The 19,184-nt window shown below is 70.7% G+C and carries 19 protein-coding genes; 11 read left to right on the plus strand and 8 right to left on the minus strand.

Annotation, left to right across the window (positions count from 1 at the left end):
• Positions 1-12: 12 nt before the first annotated feature.
• The 3 genes from ACFWCK_RS03430 to ACFWCK_RS03440 are packed head-to-tail and all read right to left on the minus strand — an operon-like array spanning position 13 to position 3,724.
• The gene (locus tag ACFWCK_RS03430) at positions 13-1,710 is read right to left on the minus strand and encodes a dipeptide ABC transporter ATP-binding protein (protein WP_378804545.1); all 1,698 of its coding nucleotides are present in this window, start codon (positions 1,708-1,710) and stop codon (positions 13-15) included.
• Positions 1,707-2,660, minus strand: coding sequence for an ABC transporter permease (locus ACFWCK_RS03435; RefSeq protein ID WP_378804546.1), 954 nt, complete (start codon positions 2,658-2,660; stop codon positions 1,707-1,709). The genes ACFWCK_RS03430 and ACFWCK_RS03435 overlap by 4 nt, the downstream gene beginning before the upstream one ends.
• Positions 2,657-3,724, minus strand: a complete 1,068-nt coding sequence (locus ACFWCK_RS03440; protein WP_378804547.1) for an ABC transporter permease — start codon at positions 3,722-3,724, stop codon at positions 2,657-2,659. Before ACFWCK_RS03440 ends, ACFWCK_RS03435 begins: the two co-directional genes overlap by 4 nt.
• Positions 3,725-3,995: 271 nt before the next feature.
• Here ACFWCK_RS03440 and ACFWCK_RS03445 point away from each other — a divergent pair, with 271 nt between their 5' ends.
• From ACFWCK_RS03445 to ACFWCK_RS03460, 4 genes are read left to right on the plus strand one after another with little or no spacing between them, the layout of a single operon-like run.
• Complete coding sequence (locus ACFWCK_RS03445) at positions 3,996-4,727, plus strand: GNAT family N-acetyltransferase (RefSeq protein WP_378804548.1); 732 nt, start codon at positions 3,996-3,998, stop codon at positions 4,725-4,727.
• Positions 4,724-6,046 (plus strand): O-acetylhomoserine aminocarboxypropyltransferase/cysteine synthase family protein, encoded by a 1,323-nt coding sequence (locus tag ACFWCK_RS03450; RefSeq protein ID WP_378804550.1) that lies wholly within the window; start codon positions 4,724-4,726, stop codon positions 6,044-6,046. Before ACFWCK_RS03445 ends, ACFWCK_RS03450 begins: the two co-directional genes overlap by 4 nt.
• Positions 6,043-7,371, plus strand: coding sequence for an NtaA/DmoA family FMN-dependent monooxygenase (locus tag ACFWCK_RS03455; protein ID WP_378804551.1), 1,329 nt, complete (start codon positions 6,043-6,045; stop codon positions 7,369-7,371). Before ACFWCK_RS03450 ends, ACFWCK_RS03455 begins: the two co-directional genes overlap by 4 nt.
• A 28-nt stretch (positions 7,372-7,399) precedes the next feature.
• On the plus strand, positions 7,400-7,924 hold the full coding sequence (locus tag ACFWCK_RS03460; protein ID WP_378804552.1) for an NADPH-dependent FMN reductase: 525 nt from the start codon (positions 7,400-7,402) through the stop codon (positions 7,922-7,924).
• A 240-nt stretch (positions 7,925-8,164) separates the two neighbouring features.
• Here ACFWCK_RS03460 and ACFWCK_RS03465 read toward each other — a convergent pair whose 3' ends face one another.
• A complete protein-coding gene (locus ACFWCK_RS03465) occupies positions 8,165-9,436 on the minus strand; it encodes a DUF222 domain-containing protein (RefSeq protein WP_378804553.1) in 1,272 nt (423 codons plus the stop codon).
• 92 nt (positions 9,437-9,528) lie between these two features.
• Positions 9,529-10,044: a methylated-DNA--[protein]-cysteine S-methyltransferase gene (locus ACFWCK_RS03470; RefSeq protein ID WP_378804555.1), complete on the minus strand. Its 516-nt coding sequence runs from the start codon at positions 10,042-10,044 to the stop codon at positions 9,529-9,531.
• A gap of 587 nt (positions 10,045-10,631) precedes the next feature.
• On the opposite strand from ACFWCK_RS03470, the gene ACFWCK_RS03475 reads away from it, so the two are divergent.
• From ACFWCK_RS03475 to ACFWCK_RS03495, 5 genes are all read left to right on the plus strand, one after another.
• On the plus strand, positions 10,632-11,090 hold the full coding sequence (locus tag ACFWCK_RS03475; RefSeq protein WP_378804556.1) for a carboxymuconolactone decarboxylase family protein: 459 nt from the start codon (positions 10,632-10,634) through the stop codon (positions 11,088-11,090).
• Between the two features lie 33 nt (positions 11,091-11,123).
• Positions 11,124-12,047, plus strand: coding sequence for a sigma-70 family RNA polymerase sigma factor (locus ACFWCK_RS03480; protein ID WP_233310121.1), 924 nt, complete (start codon positions 11,124-11,126; stop codon positions 12,045-12,047).
• 90 nt (positions 12,048-12,137) lie between these two features.
• Positions 12,138-12,719 (plus strand): cation transporter, encoded by a 582-nt coding sequence (locus ACFWCK_RS03485; protein ID WP_378804558.1) that lies wholly within the window; start codon positions 12,138-12,140, stop codon positions 12,717-12,719.
• Between the two features lie 20 nt (positions 12,720-12,739).
• A complete protein-coding gene (locus tag ACFWCK_RS03490; protein WP_233310119.1) occupies positions 12,740-13,102 on the plus strand; it encodes a metalloregulator ArsR/SmtB family transcription factor in 363 nt (120 codons plus the stop codon).
• The gene (locus tag ACFWCK_RS03495; protein WP_378804559.1) at positions 13,102-14,184 is read left to right on the plus strand and encodes a cation diffusion facilitator family transporter; all 1,083 of its coding nucleotides are present in this window, start codon (positions 13,102-13,104) and stop codon (positions 14,182-14,184) included. The genes ACFWCK_RS03490 and ACFWCK_RS03495 overlap by 1 nt, the downstream gene beginning before the upstream one ends.
• Before the next feature lie 38 nt (positions 14,185-14,222).
• Here ACFWCK_RS03495 and ACFWCK_RS03500 read toward each other — a convergent pair whose 3' ends face one another.
• Positions 14,223-14,975, minus strand: coding sequence for an AAA family ATPase (locus ACFWCK_RS03500; RefSeq protein ID WP_378804560.1), 753 nt, complete (start codon positions 14,973-14,975; stop codon positions 14,223-14,225).
• Between the two features lie 149 nt (positions 14,976-15,124).
• Here ACFWCK_RS03500 and ACFWCK_RS03505 point away from each other — a divergent pair, with 149 nt between their 5' ends.
• A complete protein-coding gene (locus ACFWCK_RS03505; RefSeq protein ID WP_378804561.1) occupies positions 15,125-16,072 on the plus strand; it encodes an endonuclease/exonuclease/phosphatase family protein in 948 nt (315 codons plus the stop codon).
• A 21-nt stretch (positions 16,073-16,093) separates the two neighbouring features.
• On the opposite strand, the gene ACFWCK_RS03510 is transcribed toward ACFWCK_RS03505, so the two are convergent.
• Both ACFWCK_RS03510 and ACFWCK_RS03515 read right to left on the minus strand, forming a co-directional pair.
• Positions 16,094-16,696 carry a hypothetical protein gene (locus ACFWCK_RS03510; protein WP_378804562.1) on the minus strand — a complete coding sequence of 201 codons (603 nt, stop codon included), beginning with the start codon at positions 16,694-16,696 and terminating at the stop codon, positions 16,094-16,096.
• A gap of 4 nt (positions 16,697-16,700) precedes the next feature.
• Positions 16,701-17,969 (minus strand): ammonium transporter, encoded by a 1,269-nt coding sequence (locus ACFWCK_RS03515; RefSeq protein WP_233310114.1) that lies wholly within the window; start codon positions 17,967-17,969, stop codon positions 16,701-16,703.
• Between the two features lie 168 nt (positions 17,970-18,137).
• On the opposite strand from ACFWCK_RS03515, the gene ACFWCK_RS03520 reads away from it, so the two are divergent.
• A complete protein-coding gene (locus ACFWCK_RS03520; protein WP_378804564.1) occupies positions 18,138-19,178 on the plus strand; it encodes a zinc-dependent alcohol dehydrogenase family protein in 1,041 nt (346 codons plus the stop codon).
• Positions 19,179-19,184 lie beyond the last annotated feature (6 nt).

Raw genomic sequence — 19,184 nt, forward strand, 5'->3', positions numbered from 1 at the left:
GGTGGGAGATGGTCAGAGGGCGATCCGCAGGCCGCCGGGGATCGCGTCGAGCAGGGTGCGGGTGTACTCGGTGCGCGGGTGGTCGAAGATCTCCCGCGCGGTGCCGGACTCGACGATGCGACCGCGCTGCATGACGCCGACGGTGTGCGCGATCTGCCGGACCACGGCGAGGTCGTGCGAGATGAAGAGGTAGCTGAGGCCGAATTCGCGCTGGATGGTGCTGAGCAGCGTGAGGATCTGGTGCTGGATCGACACGTCGAGGGCGGAGACGGGCTCGTCCAGAACGATGAGCTCGGGCGAGATCGCGAGCGCGCGGGCGATCGCGACGCGCTGCCGTTGCCCGCCGGACAGCTCCGATGGCTTGCGCTGCAGCACCGAGGAAGGCAGTGCGACGACGTCGACGAGTTCCGCGGCGCGGGCGCGGCGCTGGGTCCGATCTCCGAGGCGGTACGCGATCAGCGGGTCGCTGATGATGCGCTCGATGGTCAGTCGCGGATTCAGCGCGGCGTAGGGGTTCTGCTGCACGAGCTGCACCCGGCGGCGCAGCTGTCGCAGCTCCGCGCCGTGGAGTGCGGTGACGTCGGCGCCGTCGAACCGGACGGTGCCGGACGTCGGGTCGGTGAGGCGCAGCGCCAGCCGGGCGGTGGTCGTCTTGCCCGACCCCGACTCGCCGACCAGGGCGAGCGTCTGGCCGCGTTCGATCCGGAAGCCGACGCCGTCCACGGCGCGCTGCACGGCCCCGCCCGTCCCGGGCACCGCGAACTCCTTCACGAGCGCGTCGACTTCCAGTACGGGCTCGGCGATGGCCGGGCTGGTCGGCGGTACTCCCGAGTCCCGGGCGGCGAAGGGATCGCCGGGACGCCCGCGCAGCACGAGGGGCGATGAAGCAGGGGCGATCTCGGGTTCGTGGCGCGCGTTCAGGCCGGGGGCAGCCGCAATCAGCTGACGGGTGTAGGGGTGCTCGGCGGCGAGCAGCACCTGATCCGGCGTGCCCTGCTCGACGATCCGGCCCTGGGACATGACGACGATGCGGTCGGCCCTGTCCGCGGCGACGCCGAGATCGTGCGTGATGAGCAGCAGGCTCGCACCGCGTTCGCGCTTGAGCTCATCCAGGTGGTCCAGGATCTGCCGCTGCACGGTGACGTCGAGCGCACTCGTCGGCTCGTCGGCGATGATCAGCTGCGGATCGGCGGCGATCGCGATCGCGATGAGGACACGCTGCCGCATCCCTCCGGACAGCTCGTGTGGATACTGCCGGGCGCGCAGTGCGGCATCCGGCAGGCCGGCGCGCTCCAGCGCCTGCACGGCGCGCTCCGCGGCGCCCTGCCGATCGGCGAGCCCGTGCACGCGCAGCACCTCCGCCACCTGCGTGCCGATCCGCTGCACCGGGTTGAGGCTCACCGCGGGGTCCTGCGGCACGAACCCGATCCGGCGACCGCGCACCGAGCGCAGGGCGGGGTTCGACACGGTGGCCAGATCGGTCCCGTCGAAGCGGATGGCACCCGAGGCGATGCGGGCCGCACCGGGCAGCAAGCGGATCACCGCGTGCACGGTCGTGGACTTGCCGGATCCGGATTCGCCGACGATCGCGACGGTCTCGCCGTGCGCGACCGACAGGCTCACGTCCCGCACCGCATCGACGCGTCCGCGTGTCGTGCGGTATGTCACGGACAGGGACTCGATCTCCAGCAGAGGCGTCTGCGCGTTCATGAGGCATCCGTCCGTTCGGTGTCGAGCGCCCGCGCGAGCCGATTCGCGGCCAGCACGGTGAGGGCGATCACGAACCCCGGGAAGGTGGTGAGCCACCAGGCGTTGCGGAGGAAGTCGCGGCCGCCGGACACGAGGGCGCCCCATTCGGGGGCGGGCGCGGGGGCGCCGTACCCGAGGAAGCTCAGCGCGGAGACGGCGAGGATCGCGCCCCCGAGCTCGAGCACGCCGAGGGCGATGACCGGTCCGGTCGAGTTCGGCAGCACGTGTCGCAGGAGCACCCGGATCCAGCTGTTCCCCGAGGCGCGTGCGGCCTCGACGTAGGCGGAGCTGCGCACCTTGATGACCTCGGCGCGCATGATGCGCGACACGGAGGCGACGCTGGCCGTGCCGACTGCGATCGCGACGTTGACGGTGCCGAAGCCCAGCGCCGTGATGACCGCGAGCGAGAGCAGCAGGCTCGGGATCGCCAGGAGCACGTCGGCGATCCGCATCAGGACGGCGTCGGTCCTGCCGCCGGCGAATCCGCTCAGCAGGCCGATCGCGGAGCCCGCGATCACCCCCACGGCCACGGCCAGCGACGCGGCGCTGATCGTCAGCGAGGTGCCGTGCACGACCCTGGTGTAGAGGTCTCGCCCGATCTGATCGGTGCCGAACCAGTGTGCGACGGAGGGGCCCTGAAGGTGCTCGGCCGGGACGCCCGCGAGCGGATCGCCCGGAGCGAGCAGCGCGGGTGCCAGCGCGGCGAGGATCACGGCGACGAGCCACAGCAGCGAGACCGCAGCCGCCGGGCGGCGCGCGAACCAGCTCCACGCGCTCGGGGCGGAGGCATCTCCCCCGCCGTGCGCGACGCGCTCTGCGACCGCGTCGTCGAAGCGGTTCGCCGCCGTCCCGCCGAAGCCGTCCGCGGGGTGCTGTGTGCCCTCGGGCAGCAGGGCGATCGTGTCGCTCATCGGACTTCCTCCAGGACGGCGTCGATGTCGACCGAGGTCGACTCGGCGGGAGCGGGGGTCGTGGTGGGGGTCGCGGCGCGCGGGCGACGCCGGCGGCGCGGCACCGATGTCAGCTCGATCCGCGGATCCAGGAGCGGATAGATCAGATCCACGACGAGATTCACGGTGACGAAGACGACAGCGGCGAAGAGCACCACGCCCTGGACCACGGGGATGTCCTGCTGCTGCACGGCCGTCGCGGTGACGCGGCCGATCCCCGGACGGGAGAAGACCGTCTCGGTGACGACCGTGCCGCTGAGCAGCTGGCCGACGATGAGCCCGGTCACCGTCAGCGCCGGCAGCGCCGCGTTGCGCAGCGCGTGGCGCAGATGGATACGGATGGGGCCTGCCCCCTTGGCGAGGGCAGTGTCGACGTAGGGCTCGCGCAGCGCGGCCGCCAGGCTCTTCGACAGCAGCTGGGCGATCATCGCTCCGGTCGGCAGGGCGAGGGCGACGGACGGGAGTACGAGCGAGGGGAAGCCGCGGTCTCCCATCGCGGGGAACAGCGGCAGCTGGAACGAGAACAGCTGGATGAGGATCAGTCCGAACCAGAACGCCGGAATGGCGACGCCGAGCGGCGGCAGTCCGAGCAGGAAGGTCGACAGCGCACGGCTGCGCACAAACGTCGCGACCACGGCGAGCGCGGCGCCGGTGAGCACGGCGATGGCGAAGCCGAGGCCCGCGAGCTGCAGCGTGGGCGGGATCGCCTCGCCGATCACCTGCGAGACGGGTCGCCCCGTGTCGATCGACGTGCCCAGGTCGCCCGTGAGCGCGTGGCCCAGGCGCAGCACGTACTGCACGAGGAGGGGCCGATCGAGCCCGTACTTCACCTTCAGCGCGGCGAGCTGCTCCGGGGTGATGTCGCTGGCGTCGCCGCCGGTCTTGAGCGCGACCGGATCGCTGGGCAGCGCGTAGAGCACGAGGAACGACACCGTGTACGCGGCCCAGAGCACGATCACTGCCTGGCCGAGTCTCGACGCGAGGTAGCGCGCAACCGCCGATCGAGACGAATTCGCTGTCGACATGGGGTGCTCCTTTCGCGCTGCACAGAACGGATCCGGGGATTCTGCAGGGCCATGAGGGCCCCGGTTCGAGCGATGCTTCCATCGGCCACGGCACCGGTCGCGAGCAGGGGTCACGTGCTGATGCAGACGGTCAAGAACCGTCGTGCTCCGTCACGCGGCGTCGCTTCGTGTCACCGGGCGACACAGTCGGCTGCAGCCCTCGCCGAGAGCACCACGCGGTACCTACTGTGGGTGTCCCTGACCCATCGAATGCAGGAGAGGGATCCGCGTCATGGCATCCACAACCTCGGGCGACCACGTGCTCGACAACCCGGCGTGGCATGCACTGACCGGCCCGCACGCCGCGTTCGCGCTCGGCGGCGACCTGGTGCGCCGGTATCCGTCCGACGTCGCCCCCTTCGTCGCGGTGCGCACCTGGGAGGACCCGAACGTGTGGCAGGCCCTGATCGAGCTGGTCGGCCCCGGGCAGGAGATCGGCATCTCGGCTGCTGATCCCGTTCTCCCGGAGGGATGGGAAGAACTCGGCCGTGGCGATGGGGTGCAGCTCGTGCAGACCGACGCGCTGCGGCCGGTCCCGGACGACGAGGCGATCGAGCTGGGAGCTGACGACGTGACCGAGATGCTCGCCCTCGTCGAGCGGAACCAGCCGGGTCCCTTCCGACCTCGCACGGTCGAGCTGGGCCGCTACATCGGGATCCGCCGTGGCGGACGCCTTATCGCGATGGCCGGGGAGCGACTGCATCCGCGGGGCTGGACGGAGATCAGCGCGGTCTCGACGGATGCCGAGCACCGCGGTCAGGGAATCGCCTCGCGGCTCGTCCTCGATGTCGCCTTCCACATCCAGCGGCGCGGGGACAAGGCGCTGCTGCACGCGGCGGCGACGAACGTCGGAGCCATCCGCGTCTACGAGCGCCTGGGGTTCGCCCTGCGCCGGCACACCACCTTCCTCGCCGTCCGCACCCCCGCCGTCGCGGACGACCGCGTGCTTGCGGAGACGCGATGACCCGCCCCGCCGTCCTCGGCTTCGCGACCAGGCAGCTGCACGCGGGCGCCGACTCCGCTGATCCGCATCGGCCGCGTGCCACGCCGATCCACCTCAGCGCAGGTTTCGTGTTCGAGGACTTCGACGAGGCGCACGCACGGTTCGCAGGGTCCGCGGACGGGTTCTCATATACCCGGGTGTCGAATCCCACGAATGCCGCTGCAGAACGTCGCATCGCCGATCTGGAGTCCGGTGCCGGAGCCCTCCTGCTGGGCAGTGGGCAAGCGGCCGTGGCGGTCACGCTCCTGTCCCTCGTCTCCGCGGGCGATCACATCCTCGCCTCGCCGAGCATCTATGAGGGCACCCGAGAGCTTCTGCGCGACGATCTCTCCCGCCTGGGCGTGCACACCTCGTTCGTCTCGGAGCTGAACGACCTCGCCGCCTGGGAGGCCGGGATCCGGCCGGAGACCCGCGCACTGTTCGCCGAATCGATCGCGAACCCGAAGAACGAACTGCTCGACGTCGCCGGGGTCGCCGCGATCGCCCGCCGGCATGGGATCCCCCTCATCGTCGACAACACGCTGGCGACGCCCTACCTGCTGCGTCCGATCGAGCACGGCGCGGACGTCGTGGTGCACTCGGCGAGCAAGTTCCTCGCCGGTCACGGCACCGTGCTCGGCGGTGTCATCGTCGACGGCGGACGCTTTCCCTGGGATGCCCAGGCCACCCGGTACCCACAGCTCGCCGTCGACCACGGGGCGGACGGGCTGACCCGGGTCGAGCGCTCGGGAGCGGGCGCGTTCCTGGAGCAGGTCAGGCACGTCGCGATGCGCTACGGTCCCACGCCCTCTCCGTTCAACGCCTTCCTGATCCTGCAGGGCATCGAAACGCTGTCCCTGCGCGTGCAGCGGCAGTCGGCGACGGCCCTGCGCCTCGCCCAGTGGCTGGAGAGCCACCCGGCGGTCGCATCGGTGGACTACAGCGGCCTGCCGTCGAGCCCGCAGCGACGACTCGCCGAGCACTACCTCCCACGGGGCCACGGCGCCGTCCTCTCCGTCACCGTGCACGGCGGACGCGATGCCGCGCGCGCGTTCACGGATGCGCTGGGCCTGTTCACCCGGATGACGCATCTCGGCGACACCCGTTCGCTCGTGCTGCACCCGGCATCGACGACGCACGTGCTGCGCGACGAGACCGAGCTCGCCGCGGCCGGCATCGGGCAGGGACTGCTGCGCCTGTCGATCGGGCTGGAGGATCCGGAAGACCTCATCGCCGACCTCGATCAGGCGCTCACCGTGGCGTCCGAGGCGGAGATCCTCACGAGAGCAGGAGTGAGATGACCCGTCCCCAGCACTTCGGCTGGTTCCTGTCTCGCGGCTTCGGCCCGCACGGCTGGGCCCGCCCGTACCAGGAATGGAACTACGCCTGGCAGCGTCCCGACATCTATCAGCAGTCCGCTCGGGACCTGGAGCAGGCCGGGTTCGATTTCGTCCTCATCGAGGACGCACTGTCGGTCGGCATCACCCCCGCGACGCTGGATCTGCGGGTGCGCAAGGCGTACGGCGGCCCCAAGCACGACCCCTGGACACTTGCCCCGTACTTGTTCGCGGCGACCAGCCACCTCGGTGTGATCCCGACGGCGAATCCCGCGGCGTACCCGCCGTACCTCGCGGCGCGGCAGTTCGCATCGCTCGCGCATCTCAGCGGCAACCGCCTGGGGCTCAACGTGGTCACGGATGTCGGCAGCGCCCATCACTTCGGCACCGACCGGCTGCCGCACGATCAGGCCTACGACAGGGCGCAGGAGTGGCTGGACGCGTTGCGGCTGCTCTGGCACAGCTGGGACGATGACGCGCTCATCGCCGACCCGGTCTCGCAGGTGTACGCCGACGGATCCAAGATCCGCGCCGTGCAGCACCGCGGGCAGTACTTCTCTTTCGATGGGCCGCTCAACGCCGAGCCGCTGTCGGCCGGAGATCCCATCGTCGCCTCACCCGGCGGGTCGCCGCGCGGGATCGATTTCGCCGGACGCAACTCCGAGATCCAGCTCGCGCTCTCGAATCTCGACGTCGAGAGCATCCGGGAGTACCGCACGCGCGTGCACGAGGCTGCGGCCGCGCAGGGTCGCACCCCGGAGGACATCTCGATCCTGTTCGTGTTCAAGCCGATCGTCGCGGCGAGCGTCGAAGAGGCCGACCGCATCGTGCAGGCGTCGCTGTCCCCCGGTGACGCCGCGCTTCGCGAGGTCGCCGAGGCCTGGTCCAGCGACTTGGAGACGGATCTGACGGCGTTCGATCCGGACCGCCCTCTGGATCCGGCCGCCGCGTTCGGCGACCACGTGTCGAAGGGCACGATCCGGGGTCTCCTCGGGCACCACGATTCTTTCGACGGGGTGCCGCTGCGAGAGATCCTGGCCGGCAAGGCACGGCTGGGCCGCATCACCGACGGGCGCGGTGGGACGGTCGGCACCGCGGAGGAGATCGCCGACGTGATCCAGGCGCTCGGCGACGATGCCGACAACGACGGCCTCATCTTCTCGGGAGATCTCCACCCGGTCACGATCCACCGCACCCTCGATGAGCTCGTGCCGGTGCTTCGTCGCCGCGGCATCCTGCGCGACGGCTACGCCGACGGCGGCCTGCGCGCCAACCTGACGTCGTTCTGACCAAGACTTCACTCTCGGAGGCACACCCATGACCCGGATCGCAGTGCTGGTGGGGAACCCCCAGCCCGCTTCGCGCACCCGTCTCGTCGCGGAGGAGGTGGCGGCCCTGCTCAGTGCGCGCAGCGGCGCCGACATCGATGCCACGATCGACCTCGCCGACGTCGCGGAGGCCCTCTTCCGCTTCCCCGAGCCACGGCTCGACGACCTGCTGGACCGGGTCGCGACCGCGGACGTGGCGATCATCGCGAGCCCCACCTACAAGGCGTCCTACACGGGCCTGTTGAAGGCGTTCCTGGACCGCTACGGATCCGACGGGCTGCGTGGTCTCACCGCGGTGCCGGTGCTCACCATCGGGGCGCCGACGCATGCGCTCGCGGTGGAGACGACTCTTCGTCCGCTCCTCGTGGAGCTCGGCGCGAGCGTGCCGACCCGCGGACTGGCCTTCCCCGCCGCTGCAGTGGAGGATCGTGCGAACATCGTGGGCGAGTGGTTCGGTGCCGAGTGGCCGCGGATCCGCCATGCGTTCGGCGTCGGCGCGGAGACAGGTCGATGAACGGCCGCTTCCGCTCGGCCGAGCCACTGGCCTCCGTCGCCGTCGCGGTGTCCGAGACCATCCCGGGCGGCGGGTCCGGAGCGGCGCCTAGTGAGACGCCTCGTGCAGAGACGCCTCCTGCGGAAACACCTCGTGTTCAACCAACGAGCGTGCAGCTCGAGCCGGCCTGCCTGGAGGTCGCGCACCGGACGCAGCTGCTCGCCGCCCGCTTCTGACCCGGTCGGTTCGATTCGCCCGGTGTCAGGCGGCTTCGGCCCTGCTTTCTTCCGCATCCATGAACATCACGCGCGGTGGTGGTGCATCCGTGTACTCGACGCCGGATGGACTGGTCCAGACGATGACGCCGCCAGGACGCTGTCGCGCGGTCCAGCGCCAGCGCGGGTCGAGATCGGGATGCTTGAGCGCGTGGTGGGTCTCGCAGAAGCACGCGAGGTTCACGGGATCGGTGGGGCCGCCACGGGCGTAGTCGTGGTTGTGGTCGATCTGACATCGCCGGGCGGGCATCCGGCAGTTCAGGAACCGGCAGGTCCGATCCCGGGCGCGGAGGTGTCTCTTCATGGCCTCGGTAGGCCGATAGGGGCTGGTGCGGACCACCCGGCCGCGCGTGTCGATCTCGAGGCGTTCCCAGGCATACGCGGCGGCGGCGAAGCGGCGGGCGAGGTCGGGATCCATCGGCCCGCGTCCGTCGAGTTCCGCCATCCGGTCATCGTGGCCGGAAAGAGTGGTCTCTGCGACCGTGATGTGAACCGTGGCATGGACACGGTCGAGGGGGTCGGCGTCGTCGGCGATGCGGCCGGTGAGGATCTTCAGCAGGAACCGGTCGAAGCGCACCTGATCCAGCCGTCGCACGTCTTCGGCGGCGCCATCCTGCTTGGCGGCGTCGAGAATGACACGGCCTTCCTGCGTGAGCAGGTCGAATGCGGCGTGGATGAGCGCCGCCGGGCCGGTCGCGTGCATCGTGGCCTGCCCAGCGCCGTCGTCGGTCACGCTGACAGCGCGATCATCATGGGCGCGTCGATGCGCCTCGGTCAGGGCGACCGGAGCGACAGCCGCGGCCACAGTCTCGGCGAAGGCCTTCGTGCGCGCCCGGGATTCGGCAGTCGCGAACGGCACGACCTCCGCCTCGTAATCGGCCAGCCCGCCAGCGTCGTCATGGGGGATGTCTGCGGCGGCTTCGAGGATCGCCTCGACGTGACCGAGCGAGACCTCCCCCGACTCGAGCGCCGCGCAGGTGACGGGGAATCGTTCGTGCAGGGTATGCCCGGTGGCGAGGAGCTTTGCGGCGGCGTAGCGGGACAGGTGCACTCCCGCGGACAGCTCACTGATCATCGACCGCTCAGCCGCGTCGAACCCGTCGGATCCGGGGCGGATCTCATCGAGCAGCAGCGCCACCCGCTCGTGGGCGAGGGCGGTCTGGCATGCGTGCAGCCGAGCGATCTCGCGGCCCAGTTCCGCGCACTCCCCGACGATCTCCGCACTGCGGCGAAGGTAATGATCGAGGGGCTGGTCCATACCTCCAGTTTAGAACAAATCTTCGATGAAGGGAAGAGTTCTCCACAGCCGAATCCATCGCGGAACGGATGCCGACGCGAATCGGATCCGGCTCAGAACAGCGCCTGCGGCAGCGCCCCCTCATGCTCGAGCAGCCAGCGCTTGGTGAGGAGCCCTTCGCCGGGCGCACCGCCGGAGTAGCCGCCGAGGCCGTCGCTCGCGACCACGCGATGGCAAGGCACGATGATCGGGATCGGGTTCGCTCCCATGATGGATCCGATCGCGCGGGCCGGCACCGACGTGCCGCTGCGCTCGGCGAGCTCGCCGTAGGTCACGGTCTCGCCGTGCAGGACCGTATCGTAGAGCGCGTGCAGTACGGCGTTCGTGACATCGGACTGCGGGCCGAGGTCGAACGGCAGATCGAACGCGGCCCGCGCCCCCGCGAAGTAGGCGCCGAGCTGGTCGAGGGCCTCGGCGAGCAGCGGATCCCGCTCGGCATCGGACGACGTGCCGGGCTCTGCCGGCGCCGACTGCCCGGGTCGCGGCCAATGCACCCGCCGGATCGCCGAGCCGTCGCTGTGCACGGCGAGCACACCCATGGGTGTCGTGATCGAGCCGGAGAAGGTCACGGGCCGATCGTACGCCGGGGATCTGACATCCCTACCCGTCTCTCCACTGAATAGGACGGGCCCTCCCCGCCGGATATGACGCGGCCTCCCCGCCGGGCATGAGGTCAGCCCGACCAGCACCGAAGCTGCCAGCGGTTGGGCTTCCGGCCCGGCGCACGATCTCGGCTCGGCCGGCGCCGTGACGATCAGCACACCATGTGACGATCAGCACAGGGATCCGGCGATTCGGTGTGCTGATCGTGCCAAGCTGTGTCGATCGCGACAATGTCCGCCGGTCATCGCACGACCCGCAGATCGCGGCAACCTGTGCTGATCGTGACAGCCTCTGCCGATCGCGACAACGTCCGCCGGTCATCGCACGGCCCGCAGAGATCGTGCCAACCTCTGCCGATCGTGACAGCATCTCGCGGATCCTCCCAGCATCCGCGAGTCGCCGCAGCGTCCGCGGACCGCCGCATGCATCGCGGATCCGGCGACGGATTAAGCGCCCCTGTCACACTTCCCTCGCCCGATCCGACATCCCCGATGAGAGCCGCACGAACGCCGACGAGATCCGTCGACGGCGTCGGCCACGGAGAGGAACGACGATGACCAGGATCGACATGGGCCGCACCAACAAGCTCGGCTACGCCGCGGTGCTCGGACTGGAGGCCTACTCCCGGAAGAGCGTGGAGCCCCGGCTTTACGAACTGATCAAGCTGCGCGCCTCGATCCTGAACGGATGCGGGTTCTGCGTCGACATGCACGCGACCGAAGGCGCCAAGCGCGGCATCCCGCAGCGCACCCTGCATGCGGTCGGCGCCTGGCAGCACGCCAAGGGCTTCTACTCGGAGCGGGAGCTGGCCGCGCTCGCGCTGACCGACGCCGTCACGCAGCTCGGCCCGGAGACCGTGACGGACGAGATCTGGAACGCCGCCGCGCAGCACTTCGACGACGGCGAGCTCGGCGCCCTCGTCCTGGCGATCTGCACGATCAATGTCTGGAACCGCGTGGCCATCGCCACCGAGATGGCGCCGCCGATCGACGACAAGCACCCGATCGTCTGAACGGTGCCCGAATCCGGGCGATACCGTAGGCCCATGACCCTCGTCTCGCCTGCCACGCGCGCGTGGCAGGCGGAGCGCGGGCGCCTGATCGGCATCGCGTACCGGATGCTCGGCGACTACGGCCACGCCGAGGACGTGGTGTCGGAGGTCGCGATCGAGGCGCTGCAGCAGGAGCGCGCCGAACGATCGGGCCAGGACGGGGCCGTGGCCGACGGGGCGTCGACGAGCCGCGTGCGTTCCTGGCCCGCATGGCTGACGACGGTGTGCGTGCGCCGCTCGATCGACCGCGTGCGCGCGCTCGCTGCGGTGCGGGAGGACTACGTCGGCCCGTGGCTGCCGGAGCCGGTCGCCACCTCGCGGCTGCCCGAGGACGCGGTGGCCGACCGCGAGCTGCTCTCGCTGGCGCTGCTGCACATGGCGGAGCAGCTCGCTCCCGACGCGCGGGCAGCCGTCGTGCTGCACCGGGCGTTCGGGATGTCGGCCGTGGAGATCGGCCGCATCCTCGAGAAGTCGCCCGCCGCCGTGCGACAGCTCGTCTCGCGCGCCGAGCGCCGGCTGCGCCTCGCCGACGACCCCGCCCTCACGCGCGCAGCGGATCCGGCCGCCCTCGGCGCGCTGCTCGTCGCCGTCGAACACGGCGACGTCTCCGGAGTGCTCGCCCTGCTCTCCGACGACGCGATCCTGTGGAACGACGGGGGCGGCAAGGTGAGCGCCGCACGCAACCCGATCTTCGGCGCCGACCGCGTGCGGCGCTTCCTCGTGGGAGTGCTGCAGAAGGCGACCGCCGACCCCGCGCTGCCGTTCTCGGTGAAGCGCCTCGACGTCAACGGAGAGCCGGCGATCGCGTTCCTGCGCTCCGACCGCGTCGACGTGCTCGCGCTCGAGTTCGGCGCCGACGGGCTGATCCACGGCCTGCGCCAGGTGTGCAACCCGGAGAAGCTCGCGTACGTGCTCTGACCGGCCGCCTCACGACGAAGCCGCTCCACCGGTCGAAGCCGACGCCACCATCCACAGCGCCTTCATCGGATCCGCCTCTACCGTCGGGCCGTGCCCGCAGACCGTGCCCGTCTTCGCCGCGCCGGCATCGCGCTCGAGGTCATCACCCTGGCCTGGAACGTGGTCGGCGTCGTGCTGCTCGGGATCCTCGCGTACCGTTCCGGATCCGTCGCACTGCTCGGCTTCGGCCTGGACAGCCTGATCGAGATCGGCGCATCGACGGTGGTCATCTGGGAGCTGACCGGGGCGGACGAGCGCCGTCAGCGCCTCGGCCTCCGCCTGATCGGCGTCGCCTTCGCGTTGCTCGCGGTCTACCTGCTGGTCCAGGCGGTCGTCGCCCTCGCGTCCGCTCATCGGGCGGTGCCGCTGCAGGGCGGCATCTGGTGGACGGCTCTGACCGCGATCGTCATGTTCCTGCTGGCGTTCGGCAAGCACCGGGTGGGACGCAGGCTGGAGGATCCGGTGCTGCTCACGGAGGGGAGGGTGACGCTCATCGACGGGATCCTGGCCGCCTCGGTGCTCGCCGGCATCCTCCTGAACGCTCTGTTCGGCCTGTGGTGGGCCGATCCGGTCGCGGGCCTCGTGATCGTGTTCTACGCGGTCCGGGAGGCGCGGGGTGCTCTGCGCGGCTGACCATCCATTAGTATCTGCGTATGAGTGCAGATAAGCAGGCGTGTGGCTACTCTCCCGACAGCTCCTACGTGGAGCTGGCCGTCGAGGTGTTCTCGATGCTCGCCGACGCGACCCGCGTGCGGATCGTCATGGCGCTCGGCGAGGCCGGCGAGCTCTCGGTCAACCACCTGGCCGATATCGTGGACAAGTCGCCCGCCGCCGTCTCGCAGCACCTCGCGAAGCTGCGGCTCGCGCGCATCGTGTCGACGCGGCAGGACGGCCAGCGCGTCTTCTACCGGCTCGAGAACGAGCACGCCTCCCGGCTCGTCGCGGACGCGATCTTCCAGGCCGAGCACTCCCTGGGCGGGACGCCTCGCCATCATCACGCCGACCGGGACGCCTGATGCACGACCACCCGCACGAGCATCACGGCGACCACGATCGCGACAGCGAGCACGCGAGCGGCACCCACCATCACGACGATGCACAGGGGCATTCCCACGCCGGCCACGGTCATTCCCCCGATCATCCGCACACCCACGGCGATCACCACCACGAGCACCCGACCGGGTTCAAGGGCTTCCTGTACGGCCTGTTCCTACCGCACACGCACGACGCTGCCGATGCGATCGACGACGCGATGGAGGCGTCCAGCGCCGGCGTCCGCGCCCTGAAGATCAGCCTCGTCATCCTGCTCGTCACGACGATCCTGCAGGCCGCGGTCTTCTTGTTCAGCGGATCCGTCGCCCTGCTCGCCGACACCGTGCACAACTTCTCCGACGCGCTCACGGCGATCCCGCTCTGGGTCGCGTTCGTGCTCGGGCGTCGCGCGGCGACCCGCCGGTACACCTACGGTTTCGGGCGTGCGGAGGACCTCGCCGGACTATTCATCGTGTTCGTGGTGCTGCTGTCCGCGATCATCGCCGCGTGGCAGTCCGTCGAGCGGCTGCTGAACCCGCAGCCCCTGCACAACCTGGGCTGGGTGATCGTCGCAGGCGTGATCGGCTTCCTCGGCAACGAGGCCGTCGCGATCTACCGGATCCGCGTCGGCCGACGCATCGGATCCGCCGCGCTCGTCGCCGATGGCGTGCACGCCCGCACGGACGGCTTCACCTCGCTCGCCGTCGTGCTCGGCGCGCTCGGGGTGCTCGCGGGCTTCCCTCTGGCGGATCCGATCGTCGGCGTGCTCATCTCCGTGGCGATCTTCGTGCTGCTGATCGGCACGGTCCGCAGCATCGGGCGGCGCCTGCTCGACGGCATCGAGCCCGAACTCGTCGAGCGCGTCGAGCATGCGCTGAGCCATGTCCACGGCGTCGCCGGCGTCGAGCGAGTGCGTCTGCGCTGGGTCGGCCATCGCCTGGAGGGCGACACCGTCATCACCACGAGCGGCGACCCCGTCGCGATCGCCGCCGAGGCCGAGCAGAGCGTCCGCGCGCACGTGCACAACCTCGACGGGTTCCTCGTCGCGGTGCGCGCCGCCCCCTGAGCGGTCAGCGGGACCCCGCGCAGCGCGCCGTCGGATCCTCAGTCCAGCAGGTGCCGGGTGTAGCGTGCGGGGTCGTCGAGGAACGACCGCCAGTGACGGACGAGCTCCAGGTCCTCCCACACCGCGGGCCGCAGCCCCCACTCCCCGACCTCGAGAATGGTCGCGCCGGGCAGCGCGGCGAGCACCGGGGAATGCGTCGCGCAGAGCACCTGCCCGCCCTCGTCGGCGATCCGGCGCAGCACGGCGATGAGGCTCAGGGTCGAGGAGAACGAGAGCGCCGCCTCGGGCTCATCGAGGCAGTAGAAACCGGGATCGTCGAAACGCGTCTCCAGCACGGCCAGGAAGGACTCGCCGTGGCTCATCTCGTGGAAGAGCGGCTCGGGTCCGGTTGACGGATTCTCCTCGAGGTAGGTGTAGAAGGAGTGCATCGTCTCGGCGCGCAGGAAGAAGCCCCACCGGTTCGCGCCCACACCCCGCTGGATGCGGAGCCATTCCGACAGCGGGGACTCGGTCGGGCGGGTGCTGTGCCGCGCCTGCCGGGATCCGCCCTCCGGCGAGAGCCCGTAGGCGACCGCGATGCCCTCGACCAGCGTCGATTTTCCGCTGCCGTTCTCGCCGACCAGGAACGTCACCCCCGGGTCCAGATCGATGCCCTCCCGCAGCACCTGGGCGACCGCGGGAATGCTCGCAGGCCAGGTGCGATCCGCGGCGGGCGCGTCATCAGCGGGGTGCACGGCGACGACCGGCTGCTGCCGGCGACGGCGGCTGCGCGGGTCCCAGAACGGATCCATGTCGCTCCCCTCGGGCGATCGGCTCTGATCCATTGTGCCGGTGGGCACCGACAGGGAACCGAGCACGACCTGCGGTTCCGTCGCATGCCGGCCCGCGCTGGCGGCGGATCGTCAGCGGTTCCCCAGATCGGGGCCGGAAGGATGGACCCGTGAGTCAGGCGACGAGGGAACCGGTCAGGACGAGACGCGCCGCGCCCCGCCGTGGTGCCATCGTCGCGCTGCTGCTGAGCGCGATGGCGTTGACGGCGACCGTGCTGCTCGGATCCGTCCCCGGCCCCCTCGGGACCGCGATCGCCGTCGCCCTGCCCTGGCTGGGGCTGCTCCTCGTCCCGCTCGTGATCGCCGCGCTGCTGATCCGGCCGCGGACGGCGTGGATCGCCGCGGTGCCCGTCGTGGCGTGGACCGTAGCCCTGTGGGGGTTCCTCCCGGTGCCGTGGCAGGGCGACCCGTCCGCGGAGACCTCGGGACTGCTGGTCGCGACGCAGAACGTGGAAGCGGGATCCGGCACCGGAGCGGCGTCCGCGCGCACCCTGGCCGGCCAGGGTGCGCAGATCCTGGCGTTCACCGAGCTCGACGGCGACTCGGGGTCGGCGATCGCGGACGAGCTCGCCGAGTCGTACCCGCACGCGTACCGCGTCGGCACCGTCGGGATCTGGAGCCGCTACCCGATCCTCGACGAGGAGGCCCTCGACCTCGGGCTGGGCTGGAAGCGCGCCCTGCGTGTCGAGATCGACGCCCCCGGCGGCCCCGTCAGCGTCTACGTCGTGCACGCCGCCTCGCTGCGTCCGGGCGCGCAGAGCGCTCGGGACGGCATGCTGTCCGCACTGGGCGAGCGGATCCGCGGCGATCGGAGCACGCGGGTGATCGCCCTCGGCGACTTCAACGCGGTGTCGACGGATCCGGCTCTCGCCCCGATCGCCGACGCCCTCGGCGAGGTGAGGTTCGGCGGGATCGGCCCGTCGTTCACCTGGCCCGCGTCATTCCCCGCAGTCAGGATCGACCACGTCTTCCAGCGCGGCTTCCCCTCCGCCTCGGGGCGGACGACCTCGGCCGGTGCCAGCGACCACCTCGCGGTCATCACCGCGCTGGGCGGCTGACACCGCCGGACCGGCGCGATCTCAGCCGAGGACCATGAGGACCCGGGCGTCATCGGCGACAATCCCGGGTCCGCGGGCGACCACGCTGTCACCCGTCATCGCGGACGGCAGCACCAGCGCCTCCATCGCCGATGCCGTGCTGCCGCCCGTGCTCACCTGCCCTGAGCGCACGACGACCGCGCGCACGCCCTCAGGCAGATCGGACGCGCCGTGCAGGTCGGCGAAGACCAGCGCGGGCCTCGCTCGGGACGTCACCGTGGACAGCACCAGGATCCGGCTCAGCTCCGCGGCACGCAGCCGGGGCCGGCGCAGCTCCAGGAGCGGACCGGTGTGCCGCAGCACCCGCTCCTTGCGAAGCCCGATCTGCGCACCGGGGCCGACGTCGACCTGCGGGCCACCGATCCCCGCGAGCACGTGCGCCGCCTCGTCCGCCAGGTGCAGGATGCCCACGGGGCCCCGCAGTTCCACGAGCTGCAGGATCCAGTGCAGCTCGCCGTTCGGACCTCGCAGTCCGCAGATCTCGCGCACGTGCCCGCCTCCCGCGGCGAGCCCGCGCCTCGGCAGACTCCGCAGCTGCAGGAGACCGACCGTGGCGGAGCTCGCCGCGAGGGAGGCGGGGTTCATCGGCTCAGACCCGTGCGCCGATGAGGACATAGCCCTCTTCGCCGTGGACCACGGTGTCGAGGCCTGCGATCTCGTCCTCGTCCTTGACCCGGAAGCCCAGGGTCTTCTGGACCACGAAGCCGATCGCGAGAGCGAGCACGAAGGAGTACACCAGCACAGCACCCGCGGCGAGTGCCTGGGCCGCGAGCTGCGCGAAGCTGCCGCTGTAGATCAGGCCCGTGCTGTTGGCGAAGATGCCGAGGTACAGCGTTCCGATGATGCCGCCGATGAGGTGGATGCCGACAACGTCGAGGGAGTCGTCGAAGCCGAGCTTGAACTTCAGGTCGATCGCGAGCTGGCAGACCGCGCCGGCGAGCAGACCGAGCACGACGGCCCAGATCGGGGTGAGGGCGGCGCAGGCCGGGGTGATCGCGACGAGGCCCGCGACCGCACCGGATGCGGCACCAACCGAGGTCGGCTTGCCGTTGCGGATCTTCTCCATCACCAGCCAGCTCAGCAGAGCGGCGGCGGGGGCGGCGAGGGTGTTCACGAATGCGATCGAGGCCGTGCCGTCGGCGCCGAGCTCGGAGCCGGCGTTGAACCCGAACCAGCCGAACCACAGCAGGCCGGCGCCGAGCAGCACGAACGGCGGGTTGTGGGGCACGTCGGCGCCCTTCTGGAAGCCGAGCCGCTTGCCCAGCACGAGGGCGAGTGCGAGGCCCGCGGCTCCGGCGTTGATGTGCACCGCCGTGCCGCCGGCGAAGTCGATCGCGCCCACGCCGAGCATGTCCTGCAGGCCCTTGGTGACCCAGCCGCCGTAGGCGTAGCTGCCGTCCTTGTTCAGTCCGAAGTTGAAGACCCAGCTCGCGACCGGGAAGTAGACGACGGTCGCCCAGATGCCCGCGAAGATCATCCAGGATCCGAACCGAGCGCGGTCCGCGATCGCGCCGGAGACGAGGGCGACCGTGATGATCGCGAACGTCGCCTGGAACGCGACGAACGCGAGCGGCGGGTAGGCGGCATCCTTCGGCACCTCGAGCAGGCTGTTCAGGCCGATCGCCGACCAGTCGATCGTCCACGGGGCGATCAGGCCCTTGCCGCTGGGGAAAGCGATCGCATAGCCGAAGACGACCCACAGCACGCCGATGAGGCCGATGGCGCCGAAGCTCATCATCATCATGCTGATCACGCTCTTGGCCTTGACGAGGCCTCCGTAGAAGAACGCGAGACCGGGGGTCATCAGCAGCACGAGGGCTGCGCAGATCAATACGAAGGCGGTGTTCCCTTGATCCATGGGTCCGCTCCTCTCTCAGTGAGAACGCTCCTGCAGCGTCGGGTGAGGTCAGACTGTCACTCGTGCGTTTCGCCTCGACGCGCGCTGTGTTTCGAGTCCGTTTCGTCGCATGCCCCCGGCGTGAACACCCTGTAACGAAGACCCGCGGGAGCCTGGAAGGATGAGCCCATGCGCGCAGTGGTGTTCGATGCGGTCCGTTCCCAGCCCGAGGTACGCGTGGTCCCCGAGCCGGATCTGCCCGCCGACGGCGTCCTCGTGCAGGTGATGGCCACGGGGATCTGCCGCAGCGATTGGCACGCGTGGGCCGGGCACGACGACATCGCGTTCCCGCATGTGCCGGGGCACGAGCTCGCCGGGATCATCACCGAGGTCGGGCCGCAGGTCTCCCGCTGGCACGCGGGCGATCGTGTGACCGTGCCCTTCGTGTGCGGTTGCGGGCGCTGCGAGTGGTGCCTCTCCGGCGATGCGCAGGTCTGCCCCGACCAGCAGCAGCCGGGCTTCACGCACTGGGGCTCCTTCGCCGAGGTCGTCGCCCTGCACGCGGCCGACGTGAACCTGGTCGCCCTCCCCGACGACGTGGACTTCGCCACGGCGGCCAGCCTCGGCTGTCGCTTCGCCACGGCCTTCCGCGCGCTCGTCGGGCGCGCTCGGGTGCGCGAGGACGAGTGGGTCACGGTGATCGGAGCCGGCGGCGTCGGACTCAGCGCCGTGATGATCGCGCGGGCTCACGGCGCCCGGGTGATCGCGGTCGACCGCAACCCCGAAGCCCTCGCGGTGGCGCGCGAGGTCGGCGCCGAGCACACGCTCCTCGCGGACGGGACCGACATCCCCGCATCCGTGGCCGCGCTGACGAACGGCGGGAGCCACATCTCCATCGACGCGGTCGGAAGCGTGCAGACCCTCGCCGACGCGATCCTGGGGCTGCGGCGGCGCGGCAGGCACGTGCAGATCGGCCTCCTCCCGCCGATCGACGGGCACCCGCGCGTGCCGATGGATCGCGTGATCGGCTGGGAGCTCGACGTGCTCGGCAGCCATGGCATGGCGGCTGCCGACTACCCCGCGATGATGGCGCTGATCGCCGCGGGGCGCCTCACACCGCAGCGCCTCATCGAGCGCACCATCGGTCTCGAGGAGGCCGCCGCGCTGCTGCCAGGGTTCGACCGGGCGACGGTGGCGGGCATGACCATGGTGGATCCGCAGCTCGGCTGACCGCTG

This window comes from Microbacterium sp. NPDC060117 (assembly GCF_042729315.1).
Lineage (GTDB): Bacteria > Actinomycetota > Actinomycetes > Actinomycetales > Microbacteriaceae > Microbacterium.